The sequence below is a fragment of the Trichormus variabilis 0441 genome (genome assembly GCF_009856605.1).
Taxonomy (GTDB): Bacteria; Cyanobacteriota; Cyanobacteriia; order Cyanobacteriales; family Nostocaceae; genus Trichormus; species Trichormus variabilis.
The window spans coordinates 6,217,147-6,231,340 of sequence record NZ_CP047242.1 but is presented as its reverse complement, the minus strand read 5'-3'; the positions used below and the strand labels follow the sequence as shown (position 1 = coordinate 6,231,340).

The window sequence follows — 14,194 nt, the reverse complement described above, 5'->3', positions numbered from 1 at the left end:
TTCTTTGTCACATTCTATTAAGAGCAGATTGACTCATAAAAATCTAAAATAAGCGATGTTCTGACTTGAAATACTGAGCATGAGCTTTAGAAATAAAACCATTGTTCTCACTGGTGCATCGGCTGGAATTGGCCGAACGCTGGCAATTTCGTTGTCCCAACAGGATGCAAATTTAGTCTTGGCTGCTCGCAATTCGGAAGCATTAGAACAGACAATGACTGCTTGCACAAACTATCCGGGGAAAGTGATTGCAGTACCTACAGATGTAACTCAAGCAGAAGCTTGCCAACAGTTGATAGAAATAGCGATCGCCACGTTTGGGCAAATTGATATCTTAATCAATAATGCCGGAATTGGAATGCTAACCCGCTTTGATGAAGTGACAGACATTTCTATTTTTGAGCAGGTAATGCAAGTTAACTATCTGGGTGCGGTTTATTGTACTCATTATGCCCTACCTTACCTGAAAGCAAGCCAAGGACAATTAGTGGCTATTTCTTCAATTTGTGGCAAAACAGGTGTACCCACTCGTACAGGTTACGTTGCCAGTAAACACGCTATGCAAGGCTTTTTTGATACATTGCGAATTGAATTGCACTCAACAGGAGTAGATGTATTGGTTGTCTCACCAGGGTTTGTGGCAACTGATATCCGACAACGAGCGTTGGGAGCGGATGGAAAACCACTAGGCAAAAGTCCCCGTGATGAAACTCAAGGCAATATGTCAGTAGACGAGTGTGTGCGTCAAATTATCTGGGCAATGGAGCGACGTAAACGAGAACACATTATGACATTGAAGGGAAAGGCAATCCCTTGGGCAAAGCTGATTGCACCAGGATTTGTTGATCGTATTGTTGCTGCCACCATTCGCAAGACAACTTCCACCTGATAGATAGTATCAAACTAAACTCCACTGCTTCCCATGCTCTTTGTAGTGTTTTTGAACGCTGAGGGGCGCGAAGGAAGGCGCAGCCAAAAGTTCTGTTCGCGTAGCGTCTCCGTCAGGAGAAGGAGGGTTTCCCTCCGTAGGAAACTTTTCAAGAGAGAGTAACGCGGAGTTTTTGTGTTTATTCACGAAAATATTAATAGTAGACTTTTTTTGATACTATAAAAACTCTGACTCGTTACTTAACGATAGACGTATGAGCAAAGGCACCCTGTTTGATAAAGTTTGGGACTTACACACTGTTGGTACACTTCCTTCAGGGCTAACACAGCTATTTATTGGCCTGCACCTAGTCCATGAAGTTACTAGTCCACAAGCCTTTGCTATGTTACGGGAACGAGGTTTAAAGGTACTATTTCCTGAGCGGACTGTGGCTACTGTGGATCACATCGTGCCTACAGAGAATCAGGCGCGTCCTTTTGTCGATCGCTTGGCTGAGGAAATGATCCAAGCCCTAGAGCAGAATTGTCAAGAAAATAACATTACTTTTTATAACATTGGTTCCGGCAATCAAGGTATAGTTCATGTGATTGCGCCAGAACTGGGACTGACACAGCCGGGAATGACGATCGCCTGTGGTGATAGCCACACTTCAAGTCATGGGGCGTTTGGGGCGATCGCTTTTGGTATTGGTACTAGCCAAGTGCGGGACGTTCTCGCCTCCCAAACCTTATCCCTATCCAAACTCAAAGTCCGTAAAATTGAAGTTAACGGCACACTCAACCCTGGGGTTTATGCCAAAGATGTCATCCTGCATATCATCCGTACCCTGGGAGTGAAAGGTGGTGTAGGTTACGCCTACGAATACGCGGGTACGACTTTTGAGCAAATGAATATGGAAGAACGGATGACTGTCTGCAACATGGCCATTGAGGGTGGCGCTAGATGCGGTTATGTCAATCCTGATCAAGTTACCTATGATTATCTCCAAGGTAGAGACTTTGCCCCCCAAGGCGCTGATTGGGAAAAAGCCGTGGCTTGGTGGGAATCAATCAAGAGTGATGCTGATGCTGAATACGATGATGTAATAGTATTCAACGCTGCGGATATTCCCCCCACTGTTACCTGGGGAATTACCCCCGGTCAAGGTATTGGTGTGAATCAGTTGATTCCCCAGCCAGAAGAACTCCTAGAAGAAGACCGCTTTGTAGCTGAAGAAGCTTACCGTTACATGGATTTATATCCTGGTCAACCGATTAAGGGAACGAAAATTGACGTTTGCTTTATCGGTAGCTGCACTAACGGTAGACTTAGTGACCTGCAAGAAGCCGCGAAAATTGCCAAAGGTCGCCACGTAGCGGAAGGAGTCAAGGCTTTTGTGGTTCCCGGTTCCGAACGAGTGAAAAAAGCTGCCGAAGCTGAAGGTTTAGATAAAATCTTTGAAGCAGCAGGCTTTGAATGGCGCGAACCTGGATGTTCTATGTGTCTAGCCATGAACCCCGACAAGCTGGAAGGTAGACAAATTAGTGCTTCCTCCTCCAACCGCAACTTTAAAGGACGACAAGGATCAGCTTCCGGTCGCACTTTGTTAATGAGTCCGGCGATGGTCGCTACTGCGGCGATTCAGGGTGAAGTTGCGGATGTGCGGGAGTTGTTGTAGGGGAAGATAGGAGTATAGGGGTGTAAGGGTGTAGGGGTTTAGGGGTGATGGAAAAAGCTAATTACTCCTTACTCATTACTCAGCACTCCTTACTTAAAGGCAATTATTTAGCTTGGTAGGGTGCGTCAGTGCCATAGAACCTAACTATACTCAGAAATTGTTCATACTGACGCACCCTATATTTTGAATATTTTTTGATCTGGAAGTCCCTTAGTTAAAAATTACAATTATGGTCAGTGAAGTTAAAGAAGTTACAGGGCGTGGCATACCCTTAGTGGGTAATGATATTGATACCGATCGCATTATTCCTGCTCGTTATCTCAAAGCCATTACCTTTGATGGGTTACGTGAAGGCGCGTTTATTGATGACCGCACAGCCCTAAAAGGGGAGCATCCTTTTGACCAACCGCAGTATCAAGGCGCAAATATCCTCATAGTTAACCGCAACTTTGGCTGTGGTTCTTCACGGGAACACGCACCCCAAGCCCTTTCTAAATGGGGGATTCAATCCGTGATTGGTGAAAGTTTTGCAGAAATTTTCTTCGGTAATTGCGTAGCCATCGGTGTACCTTGTGTCACTGCTGATGAGGCGATCGTTAAACAATTGCAAGAGTTAGTAGCCGCTAATCCTCAAGCTAATGTCAGCATCAACTTAGAAACTCTGCAAGTACAAGTTGGTGATTTCACCGCGCCAATCTCCATTGGTGAAGGAACCAGAAGCACCTTTATTACTGGGGCTTGGGATGCTTGCGGTCAGTTGGTAGCGAACACCGAGCAAGTGCGGGTAACATCTGCTAAGTTACCTTATGTGAGTTGGGGTAAACTGGCTGCTGGTTAGATTCCAGAAATTTTGGTAAATCGGCGTAAATAATTGTCCTTAGAATCATGGCTGTATTTACGCCATATTATCAGGTGCGATCGCACCATTACAACAAATCTTAATTTAATAAAGCAAGTCTGAAAAATAGAATGAAGGCTGCTTTATACAGTTAGTATTCCTCATTTAATAAAATTATTCTGGTGTAAATTTTTAGTCAATTTTCAGAATATCGCTAAAAGATTTATATGTCACAGCTATCTTCCCATGATGTCGATTTGACAATTGATTTCTCTTTCTCAGTCTAGATGAAGCATTTAGCTTCCACGAAATATTAATTATCCCATCACTACGAGAAGCATTCAATTTCAGCCCAATATTTATTTCTCCTTGCCGCAACTTTTTATATAAGCGGAACCTTGGGTATGGAAATGGTAGGAGGGCTTTTAAGAGAATATTTTGGTCGGCTTGGGACAATAACCATAATTGGCATAGTGATTGAGGAATTGCTGGAAATGACAGGAATTGTAACTTTTATCTATGGGTTGCTAACTTACTTAGGCAGTTTGCAAGAAACTATTAATCTAAAAATTCATATATCTGAAAAATAGGATTCAACCTGAGGGGTTTCCCAGTAGAGATATTCAATCTCTACGTAACTGCTATTTACTCTTCACTTCTTTTGGCAGCTATGAGTTTTTTTTGCACAACCTTCCCCAACCGAAGTTTAGTCTATATAAGTGGACTAAAAACAATATTCTTAACCCAGCGTAGGCTAATTTTGTCTGTGCAGATGCAAATTAAATTTACTGAGTTTGATTATTGACGTTTGAAGATGATTGATATGAGAATAGATAAGGTTTACACAAAATGCACAAATTATTTAATTAGTATCTAGGTTTTAAATATGCCAAGAGATATTATTTATATTGATCGTAATGATCTGATATATCCAGTTAAGCTTGTTATTGACAAGAATATAGAATGGAAATTTTCTGTACCAAAAGTTGTAGAAATACTTGAAAAAATTGGTTTTAAAGATTCGTCATCTAAATTTTCATTTTCTAGTAGATCATCAAGAGCATTTTTTGTAAAACTAAATCGGGGATACTTACACTGCCAAGTCAGTTCAGTTGAAGTTGCATTTTCAGATAATATACAAGATCAAGAAATAGAACAAATAAAGACTAATTTATATTCTTTACTTGTAAGCAGGGTAAGTATTTTGATAAATGCAGCAGAACAAAATTCTTCTTCTGCTCTTATCAATTTGATGCAAAATCAAAGAAGAGCGTGCGTAAGTGATTCATATTACGCCCTACATAACTCGATTGCTGCTCTACAAGAACACTATTTATTTCAAGAAAATCTAGATGAAAGTAGGATTCCATCTGAACTATCACGTGAAACAGCAGAAGAGGAGAGTAGATTAGGTCATTGTTCTCCAGCGATTGCTAAACCTTTAGTAAACACAAAAAATCTTGATATCCTCTGGGAAAAAGATGTAGAAGATATTTTAACTAGTACCGATCTAAAAGCATCATCAAATGCACGAGATAAAGAGCCTCATCGTAGCCCATTTATATGGTTATCCTTGATGCTACGAGAAGTCACAAAATTAAATAGTGAAGAAGAGAAATCTACCCCCCAACATAAACATATTTGTGACTTAGTAAAACAAATATATAAGAAAATTAAGACCTTAGAGATGAGTTCTCTTGGAATTGGCGGAAAAAATGACGTGATAGAAAAGGACTTTAAACAAATTCATCAAACGATTATTCAAATGAACAATGATTTAATTATCAAACCTGAATCAACTCTAGAGAAAACAGAATTCTATAAAAATATTTTAATATTTACTGATTTTCTGATGTTTAGTCAAATTTTGCGGCTTTCTGGTGATTATGACTCTTCATTTGAAGTTAAATTTCAATTAAAAGATATAGTTGATTGGATATTGCTGACTGCGCGTTTTGTTAGCACAATTAGAAATTTTATAGAACAAAAACCTGATATTTTAGGAAATTGTATAAAATATATACCCACTAATTTTGATCACCGTTTATTAGACGTTGCAGATAGTCTCACAAAACCAAATTTAATCTCTTCTTTTGGTGGCGCAATACAAGCTCAGGAATTCAATATAGTAGATATAGTTAGAAAACTTCATAGAGAGCATGGTTATAATCTTATCCAGTCTGATGGAAGGACTGAAAATGTCAATCTAAACTCCGAATCTGTTGTGGTTTGGAAGACTATACCTGGAATAGAGAGGTTAGTATGCTTTATGAATTTGAACAAAAACGGATTATTCTGGTTTGAAGTTGTAGATGATGCTTTTGAAAGAAGCATGAGCTTTTCCAGAAGAATTCCTGTTAATGCCTACTATTTAGATCAATTAATAGATGAATATTTTCTCAAAATCGATTTTTTGTCTACTCTAAAACCAAGCAGTATTATTTATCGTACAACATCGGAATTAAACCAGTTAGATGAGAGCAAAGGCTATGCTTTTATGCTATTTAATTTAATAGAATCTTATTATTTGAGTTCCGATTTATTAAAATTCATCAAGAAAATATTTGAGTCTAAAGGACTTTCTCAAGATGAGCTTATAATTTATCCAATCTGGATCAAATCCAAATCGCAAATATCAAGACAGAATGCTTTGCTGATACCTACAATTCGTCTAAAAGACTTGATATTAAATGATAATGTTAAAAACAAATTAATACTAATTCTGCCTTTAATCAATTTATCTACTCAAGATAAAGACCATTTAGAAAAGCTTATTAAGAATCGTATTCAGAGAATATATGAGCAGGATATAGTCAAAATTGAGCAGGATATAGTCAAAGTTAGGGTCGAGTTTATAACACCAGAATCTATTGATAATACTTTATTAAATGATGATACTCAGTTAGAGGCTCTAATTTCTACTTTTGTTGAAAAGATGAGAAAAGAAAACAATTTAGATTCAAAAACAACTGAAGTCTCAGCAAACCTTATAAAAGTTAGTGAAGGTGGTTTAACTAACGAAGATTTAATTGAAGAAGAATCAGAATAAATTTATTACCATCTTTGCATCTCTGCGCGAGAAACAAAAAAGGGATAAGCTTTCGGGCTTATCCCCAAAACATAAGTAACTTAATTAACTAACATCAAGTTCCACTAGTCCAAGAGTTGATGTACTCAATTTGCTCAGGAGTCAAAGTATCGATGTAAATACCCATTGCTTGCAACTTCAAGCGAGCAATTTCTTGATCAACCTCAACAGGAATAGAGTGTAAACCAGGAGCTAACTTACCCTTATTCTTCACTAGGTATTCACAAGCTAAAGCTTGGTTAGCAAAACTCATATCCATAACTGCGCTTGGGTGTCCTTCAGCCGCAGCTAGATTAATCAAACGTCCTTGTCCGAGAACGACGACGGATTTACCGTTTGTCAATTTATATTCTTCGGTGAAAGGACGGACTTCCTTGATTTCTTTGGCGTTAGCAGCCAAGTATTTTAAATCAAGTTCCAAATCAAAGTGACCAGAGTTACAAACGATCGCACCGTCTTTCATGACATCAAAGTGTTCACCCCGAACGACGTGCTTGTTACCAGTCACAGTGATAAAGATATCACCTTGGGGTGCAGCTTCCGCCATTGGCAGGACGCGGAAACCATCCATCACGGCTTCAATTGCTTTGATGGGGTCGATTTCGGTAACGATGACGTTTGCACCCATACCACGGGCGCGCAGGGCTGTACCTTTACCACACCAGCCGTAACCGACAACGACGACGTTCTTACCAGCTAACAAAATATTTGTAGCGCGGATAATCCCGTCTAGGGTAGATTGACCAGTACCATAGCGGTTATCAAAGAAGTGCTTGGTGTCTGCGTCGTTAACATTGACGGCGGGGAAGGTAAGAACGCCATCTTTGAACATGGCGCGTAAACGGACAATACCTGTGGTGGTTTCTTCAGTGGTACCAATCAAATCGCTGATTTGATGTTGGCGTTCTTGTACCAAAGTTGCCACTACATCACTACCATCATCAATGATGATATTGGGGCGATGATCTAAAGCTATTTGGACGTGGCGATTGTAGGTGGCGTTATCTTCGCCTTTTTGAGCAAATACGGGGATTTCGTGATCTAAGACGAGGCTAGCAGCTACGTCATCTTGAGTTGATAGGGGGTTACTAGCAATCAATACAGCGTCTGCACCACCAGCTTTTAAGGCGATCGCCAAATGTGCTGTTTCTGTGGTGATGTGGGCGCAAGCCACAAGGCGAAGTCCAGCAAAGGGTTTTTCTTGGGCAAAGCGATCGCGGATTTGCCGCAATACCGGCATTTCCCGTCCAGCCCATTCAATACGCTGTCTTCCCAAGGGAGCGAGGGCGAGGTCTTTAACCTCGTGCTTTAATCGGGGAGAAGTTGCGGTCATCAAAAGTTCCTCAAAAAGTAAAAAAAGCTACGTAGATACTTTACGCACTTTATTCAATTATTCCACGACTAATAATTTTTGGGGGTAATTACCAAAAACCTAGTCAATGGTTCTCTGGACTAGCTTGACGTTTACCATGCTTAATGTCAACGTTATGTCCAGCTTTTTCCTTTTACCTTTATTTTTGCTAAAAGTATTATCAATGCTTTGTTTAACTATCCCATTGAGTAGATGAACTCATTTGTCATCTATCTAAAGATAGAGAAATAACAAAAAATCTCACATTTTTACAACACTGAAAAGCAGAAACTCAACTTTAGATAGGTACAATTACTGATACTCATTGTGGAGGATAGCTAAGGAAACTGTCAAAATTACGAATTATAAGGAGGTGTTGGAGTGCTATTTCACATTTTGGCGATCGCTGGGTCAATGGCTATCACCGTTGTCTCTATGCCAAAAGCTACAGCCCAGATACCGTTTTTACCACAACTACAATTACCAAGTAGTATCAGCAACGAATCAGATAGTAGAGTTGTATCGGACTGGGTGTATTTGGATGGTCGCCGTTTATTTCAGATAGCAGCAACCAAAACCAATCTTGCAGAACGTAGAGAAAATATTGAGCAGAATTTGCAAGAAATCACTCAAAATTATGTGCGTTCGTCTGCCACAGAAGCAGATATCCAAGTCCGCACACTCAACGGATTACCAGTAATTTACGTCAATAATCGCTACTTAATGACCATTACTTCCCAGGATGCTAGCTTGGGAGAAGGAGATGCGTTCACATTAGCGGAAAGTATTAAAGAGTCGTTAAAGCAAGACTTACAACGAGCCAGACGAGAACGGCAAACTCAATTTATTATCGACCAGGCGAAAATTGCGGGAGCGATCGCCTTGGCTATGATGATCGCCAGTTGGGGTACAACACACTGGCAACGTCGCGCCTTGAGGCATGGTGTAAAATCTAATGTTTCCTCACCACCAGTTGCCAAACAGATTACAACTCAATTAAATCAACAGCAGCATCAACATCTGCAAGAAGTCAAAAGACGGTTGTTTCAATTCACCCAGGTGGGAATTTGGGGAAGTGGAAATTTGATCATCTTGGGTTTATTTCCCTACACCCGCACCTTTCAAGTAGCTATTTTCACCGCAGCCCAAATTCCTTTACGATTAGCTGTGGTCGGCGTGGGAACTTATGTAGCGATTCGTTTGACCTATGCGTTAATTGACCGCTTTACTACCACTCTCATCAGCAGTGGTGCTTTACTAACGCCTGAAGCCTCAGAACGGATGCAACTGCGTGTTTCTACATTTTCCGGTGTGACCAAAAGTATTGCCACTATCGTCTGTATAGGAGTCGGGATTTTGCTGGCGCTGGTAGCCTTGGGTATAGATATCGTTCCTTTGCTAGCTGGTGCAAGTTTAGTCGGTGTGGCCGTGTCCTTGGCTTCCCAGAACTTAATTAAGGATGCGATTAATGGCTTTTTGATTATCCTAGAAGACCAGTACGCTTTGGGTGACGTGATTAATGTCGGCAATGTTGGCGGCTTAGTCGAAAATCTCAATTTGCGAATGACTCAGGTACGCGACTCCGAAGGACGCTTAATTACAATTCCCAACAGTGAAATTAAAATCGTCGCCAATCTCTCTAGTCGCTGGTCAAGAGCCGATTTAACCATTCCTGTAGATTATCAGGCTGATATTGACCAAGCTTTAAAGTTGATTAGGGATGTAGCTTTAAAAATGGATCAAGACCCCCTTTGGCAAAGACAAATTATCGAAACACCGCAAGTATTGGGAATCGATAACTTTGGCGATCGCGGTTTAATTATTCGCGTCTGGATTAAAACACAACCCCTCAAACAATGGGATGTAGCCAGAGAATACCGCCGCCGTCTGAAAATCGCCTTCGACAAAGCCGGCATTTTTATTCCCGTACCTCAACAAGCCATCTGGGTGAACGAAAATCAGCTACCGCCTCCTCAGGAGAACGGTAAGGCTAGCTAATAGTCCCCAGTCCCCAATCCCCAATCCCCAATCCCCAGTCCCCAGTCCCCAGTCCCCAATCCCCAATCCTGAAACTTGTCATTATAGTACTTCCGTACTATAATAGATATGTAGCGTCCAAAAAGCCTAGTGCAGTGTAATATGATCAAGCACTACATTCTTAACTTAAATCCAACTGCCAAGCACGAATGGGATCGTTGCATTTTACGTGATCCACTGACTGCGAAACGTCCAGAATTTGCCAAGTTAATCGCCGAAGCAGTTGGTGCTGATACAGGTAGTTATTTGGTGAGTGTAAATATTGAAATTCAGGTTTTAGAAGAAGCTGCTGTACCTCAAGCTGAACAACTCTCGCTACCGTTTCCAGAGGTAACTATTTCAACACCCATGAGAGAGGCGGCTTAGTAGTTCACCAACCCAAAATTGCTAGGCTAAGGTAAGCAGAGGGAGCAGGGGGAGCAGGGGAAGCATGGGGAGCATGGGGAGAAGTCGCAAGGAGGGTTTCCCTCCGGGCGAACTTCGGGGGAGAAGGAGATTTTTTTGTTTCTAATTAACCTTGCAAAGTTAGCTTGACGTACACAGATACCCGACTTCTTTAAGAAGTCGGGTATCTAGGGAAAAGTATTTTTTGAGGAAGATTGTTTCGATGATGCCATTAAATCATTATCCATCGGCGATCGCTCAAGCAGCCCAACGAGTGAATGAAGTAGACTCACAGTTGATGGCTGTACAGCAACAAATTAACCGCTTTGAAGGTAACGCAGATCGAGTCGCCGCCTTTGAGATGGACTTAAAAAATGATGCTCAACGCCGGGCGCGTCGTTTTGAAGTGCTACTGGTGAATCAGGAATATCAAAAGGCGATGGACACACTCATCCAGCTAACTGGAGAGAAAGCCAATGCGATCGCCCATTTAGAATATCTGCGTAACCAATTCAGTGTAGCTAAACTAGAAGCCAGACTGAAAATTGCCCAACAACTCACAGATTTTGAATCACGAGAATTGGTGGGTTTGTAGTCAATGGTCAATGGTCAGTAGTCAACAGTTGTAGACTACTAATCCTCTGTGTGACAGGGGTGATCAGCAGTTAAATAATTTTCTAGCAGAGAAGCGATCGCCTCTGGATGGATTTTCTTGTATTTTTTCTTACCCAACATCAGAACACAGTTAGGGGCGCTGCTACAGCGTTTTTGACAACCAGTGTGTTCTATTGTCACCTTGTCGAGTAAACCGCGATCGCACAAAGTTTTTTCTAATTCCGACAATAACCCTTCACCACCGCGTTTAACACAACCAGATTTTTGGCACACCATAATTTTAGCTGGTGGTGGTGATGGTAAACATTGATCTGGGTTAGAAGTAAATGGTATTACTTGATAAGCTTTCAGTTTAATTGTGCCTGTATATCTGTTTAACTTACAGGTTCCATAAATATTAATTGGTTCACCTATTTCTAAAGATGAACTCAAACAACCACGTAATTTTTTCGGTAGTTTAACTAACACATCACCGGAGGGAACTGCCAAACTTAAATATTTAACTTTTCTCGGCTTCTTACCAGCAAAGCCCAAAAAATTACCCTCAAGATTAAACTCTGATAACGTCAGAAATTTGTCACCCATTATTAGTTACTCACAATAAAATTACGAGCATGGTTGAGTTATAGATTCCCGATTTCTTGGAAAAGTCGGGAATCTAGATTTTCATGTGGCTGAAAAAATCACGAATTATTTATTCCAGTTTTTTAGCTTCCAAGGTTTTGGGTAAATTAGCTACATCTGGTATTTCCCGAAATTCTAATTCCCAACCATTAGCTAGAGTCAGAATTTTACCTCCAGCACCATCTGTTTGTTTGACTACTATTTCTTCCAAATCTTTTTTAGGAACGTAGACCGTTAAGTTACCGGCATCATCCACTCGTAACATCACTTTCATGGTTTTCCTCGGCAGATTCTAGTTCTTTTTCTCGACAACCAACAATGATTCCTTTTTCCAAGAAATGCACGGCATAAATATAGGAACGTTGTAAGAAAGTACCTATACTAGATACGTAACCAATTTCTCCTTTTTTCGCTAAGATTTCCCCAAGGTCTCTGCCTGGAAATGTGCCATCATTTTTAATTTGTTTACGAAGTCTGACTTTTTCGCCAATCTCATAAACGGGTTCTGACTCTAACTCGTTTTCATCGCGCTGCATGAGAATACCTCTGTTCTTTGACCAAGTTCAACAGTTCTTCTGTAGTCAAACTGCGTTTTTTCTTAACTGACTGTTGGCGCACTGCATCTAAAACAGACTGGGTTTCTTCTGGGTTCAAAAATATCCCGTGCTGTTCTAGCAAGTTGGAGACTGAATGTCTGCCAGAATGCTTACCTACAACTAAGCGGCGTTCCCAACCGACTTCTTCAGGTGCGAATGGTTCATAGGTATCAGGATTTTGCAGTACACCATGTGCATGAATACCTGATTCGTGAGCAAAGGTATTTTCACCAACGATCGCCTTCCAAGGTGGTACGTTAGCACCAGAGGCGGCTGCTACCAGTTGGGACAATTCCAACAAACGGGGTGTGTCAATCCCCATATCTACGCCATAGATGCGTTTGATAGCCATAACGACTTCTTCTAAGGCGGCGTTACCTGCTCTTTCACCCAAGCCAATCACGGTAGTATTGACAGATGCGGCTCCAGCTTTAATTCCTGCTAGGGCGTTAGCTGTCGCCATACCAAAATCATTGTGAGTATGGACTTCTACAGGAATTGTTAAAGCTGAGACGAGTAGCTTAACTTTTCCGTAGGTGGTGAAAGGATCGAGGACTCCTACTGTGTCACAGAAGCGGAATCGAGATGCACCCCATTCTTGAGCGTATAGTGCTACATCCAAGAGGAAGTTTTCATCAGCTCTAGAGGAATCTTCCCCCCCGACTGCTACCCAAAGACCTTGATCAACTGCGAAGCTGATACAATCTTTGAGTCTTTGCAGACTTACCCGCCATTGTCCGTGGAATTTTGCGGCGATTTGAATCCCGGAAACAGGGATCGCAATATGCACTCGCTCCATCCCGCAAGCAACAGAAGCTTTGATATCTGAAATTACGGCGCGGTTCCACGCCAGGAGGTTAGCTTTTAAACCTAAGTTAGAAATGGCGCAGATCGCCCGCATTTCTTCCTCACCCATCGCCGGAATCCCCACTTCTAATTCGGGTACGCCGATGGTATCGAGAAATTTAGCGATCGCCACTTTCTCTTCTAAGGTAAAAACAACACCTGCGGCTTGTTCGCCATCACGTAATGTAGTGTCATTAATGAGAACTTTATTCATCTCAAGCGTCCCTCTTAGGAATTTTCTTAATATTCTTTTTAGGTTGAGAGTTTCTTTCTGTAATCACTAGTAGTGATAAATCCCTGTTTTTCACCTTGCAGGAAGAATGGCAAATGCTATGAACTCTCGTCTTTAATAATTCATCTTCATGATTTCTAAATATTAGCTAAACAATAACAATATATCTGTATGACAGAGAACTAAATTTATGTATCATTTAAGAATAATTTTGGAAAAAATACGCGAATCTTCATAATCAATAATCAAGTTTCATGGATGTTAGCAAATATGCAAAATAACCTAAAATATTTCCTAAAGTATGGAAAATATTTTCGGCACTTTATATTTATAGATAAATACTATTAAATATCATTTAAAGTTGATAACTATATTACTTTCTAGAAGAAAATATATCTAAATTTCGTTATATAACCAATCTAAAATTTGCTCTAGCTGCTCTAAGTTGACTAGCCCATATTGCCAGAGGAGCATGGGTAGAGGCCCATTATCAAACTCCCGGTGTTTCAACGCCAAAGCCATATCTTTCTCAGAAAGCTCAAGTTCATTATATAAAAAATTGAGTAATTCTATATCTTTACTGTCAGTGGTGAGCATCATATATTCAAATAGCTAATGAAGGAAATTATGGAAATCATGAAGCTGTAGTTTTTGGTGAACTGCATTTTTTTATAATCAATGGTTTCAGGACAATTAATTGATGTATATTCATGAAAATCATCGTTGCATCATAATTTAGTCCTGAGACTCGATTGATTAAATATTCGAGAATAGATGAAAAAATATATGACTTTTGCTAATCATGGTTGCAATGCCAGCAACGCTCTAGCCAGTCTATTAATTCTTGACGAGGAGCTAGAAATTGCATCACAGTACTGCGGACTAAAATTGCAGTCAGCCAACTATTTATTTGCACCCGTAACGAACCATCGGCATGACAGGAACAGGGGATCATCAACTCTTGCAATCGGTGATAAATCTGCCAGCGATCGCACAACGGTATCTGCAACACTTGAGAACTACAAGGTGGTAACATA

At 40.7% G+C, this 14,194-nt stretch carries 15 protein-coding genes; 8 read left to right on the top strand and 7 right to left on the bottom strand.

Going from position 1 to position 14,194, the window contains the following annotated elements:
- The first annotated feature begins 79 nt into the window (after nucleotides 1-79).
- The 5 genes from GSQ19_RS25780 (at nucleotide 80) to GSQ19_RS25760 (ending at nucleotide 6,433) form a co-directional block, all read left to right on the top strand.
- Nucleotides 80-889, top strand: coding sequence for an SDR family oxidoreductase (locus GSQ19_RS25780; RefSeq protein ID WP_011320660.1), 810 nt, complete (start codon nucleotides 80-82; stop codon nucleotides 887-889).
- A 253-nt stretch (nucleotides 890-1,142) separates the two neighbouring features.
- Nucleotides 1,143-2,546, top strand: a complete 1,404-nt coding sequence (gene leuC, locus GSQ19_RS25775) for a 3-isopropylmalate dehydratase large subunit (RefSeq protein WP_011320659.1) — start codon at nucleotides 1,143-1,145, stop codon at nucleotides 2,544-2,546.
- Between the two features lie 229 nt (nucleotides 2,547-2,775).
- Nucleotides 2,776-3,384, top strand: coding sequence for a 3-isopropylmalate dehydratase small subunit (leuD, locus tag GSQ19_RS25770; protein ID WP_011320658.1), 609 nt, complete (start codon nucleotides 2,776-2,778; stop codon nucleotides 3,382-3,384).
- A 344-nt stretch (nucleotides 3,385-3,728) separates the two neighbouring features.
- Complete coding sequence (locus GSQ19_RS29835; RefSeq protein ID WP_488169112.1) at nucleotides 3,729-3,974, top strand: hypothetical protein; 246 nt, start codon at nucleotides 3,729-3,731, stop codon at nucleotides 3,972-3,974.
- 296 nt (nucleotides 3,975-4,270) lie between these two features.
- A complete protein-coding gene (locus GSQ19_RS25760) occupies nucleotides 4,271-6,433 on the top strand; it encodes a hypothetical protein (RefSeq protein ID WP_011320656.1) in 2,163 nt (720 codons plus the stop codon).
- 94 nt (nucleotides 6,434-6,527) lie between these two features.
- Here the strand turns inward: GSQ19_RS25760 and ahcY are convergent, their stop codons facing one another.
- Nucleotides 6,528-7,805 (bottom strand): adenosylhomocysteinase, encoded by a 1,278-nt coding sequence (gene ahcY, locus GSQ19_RS25755; RefSeq protein ID WP_011320655.1) that lies wholly within the window; start codon nucleotides 7,803-7,805, stop codon nucleotides 6,528-6,530.
- A 399-nt stretch (nucleotides 7,806-8,204) separates the two neighbouring features.
- On the opposite strand from ahcY, the gene GSQ19_RS25750 reads away from it, so the two are divergent.
- The 3 genes from GSQ19_RS25750 to GSQ19_RS25740 all read left to right on the top strand — a co-directional run bounded on the left by GSQ19_RS25750 (nucleotide 8,205) and on the right by GSQ19_RS25740 (nucleotide 10,839).
- Nucleotides 8,205-9,821: a mechanosensitive ion channel family protein gene (locus tag GSQ19_RS25750; protein ID WP_011320654.1), complete on the top strand. Its 1,617-nt coding sequence runs from the start codon at nucleotides 8,205-8,207 to the stop codon at nucleotides 9,819-9,821.
- A gap of 141 nt (nucleotides 9,822-9,962) precedes the next feature.
- On the top strand, nucleotides 9,963-10,226 hold the full coding sequence (locus GSQ19_RS25745) for a hypothetical protein (RefSeq protein ID WP_011320653.1): 264 nt from the start codon (nucleotides 9,963-9,965) through the stop codon (nucleotides 10,224-10,226).
- A 241-nt stretch (nucleotides 10,227-10,467) separates the two neighbouring features.
- A complete protein-coding gene (locus tag GSQ19_RS25740) occupies nucleotides 10,468-10,839 on the top strand; it encodes a hypothetical protein (RefSeq protein ID WP_011320652.1) in 372 nt (123 codons plus the stop codon).
- Between the two features lie 38 nt (nucleotides 10,840-10,877).
- On the opposite strand, the gene GSQ19_RS25735 is transcribed toward GSQ19_RS25740, so the two are convergent.
- The 6 genes from GSQ19_RS25735 to GSQ19_RS25710 all read right to left on the bottom strand — a co-directional run bounded on the left by GSQ19_RS25735 (nucleotide 10,878) and on the right by GSQ19_RS25710 (nucleotide 14,193).
- A complete protein-coding gene (locus tag GSQ19_RS25735) occupies nucleotides 10,878-11,444 on the bottom strand; it encodes a (2Fe-2S) ferredoxin domain-containing protein (protein WP_011320651.1) in 567 nt (188 codons plus the stop codon).
- 109 nt (nucleotides 11,445-11,553) lie between these two features.
- Complete coding sequence (gene nifT, locus GSQ19_RS25730) at nucleotides 11,554-11,757, bottom strand: putative nitrogen fixation protein NifT (protein WP_011320650.1); 204 nt, start codon at nucleotides 11,755-11,757, stop codon at nucleotides 11,554-11,556.
- Nucleotides 11,732-12,019 carry a nitrogen fixation protein NifZ gene (locus tag GSQ19_RS25725; RefSeq protein ID WP_011320649.1) on the bottom strand — a complete coding sequence of 96 codons (288 nt, stop codon included), beginning with the start codon at nucleotides 12,017-12,019 and terminating at the stop codon, nucleotides 11,732-11,734. The genes nifT and GSQ19_RS25725 overlap by 26 nt, the downstream gene beginning before the upstream one ends.
- Nucleotides 12,006-13,139: a homocitrate synthase gene (nifV, locus tag GSQ19_RS25720; RefSeq protein ID WP_011320648.1), complete on the bottom strand. Its 1,134-nt coding sequence runs from the start codon at nucleotides 13,137-13,139 to the stop codon at nucleotides 12,006-12,008. Before nifV ends, GSQ19_RS25725 begins: the two co-directional genes overlap by 14 nt.
- 414 nt (nucleotides 13,140-13,553) lie before the next feature.
- A complete protein-coding gene (locus GSQ19_RS25715) occupies nucleotides 13,554-13,757 on the bottom strand; it encodes a DUF2949 domain-containing protein (RefSeq protein WP_011320647.1) in 204 nt (67 codons plus the stop codon).
- Between the two features lie 196 nt (nucleotides 13,758-13,953).
- On the bottom strand, nucleotides 13,954-14,193 hold the full coding sequence (locus GSQ19_RS25710; protein WP_010995577.1) for an Asr1405/Asl0597 family protein: 240 nt from the start codon (nucleotides 14,191-14,193) through the stop codon (nucleotides 13,954-13,956).
- Nucleotide 14,194: the final 1 nt, after the last annotated feature.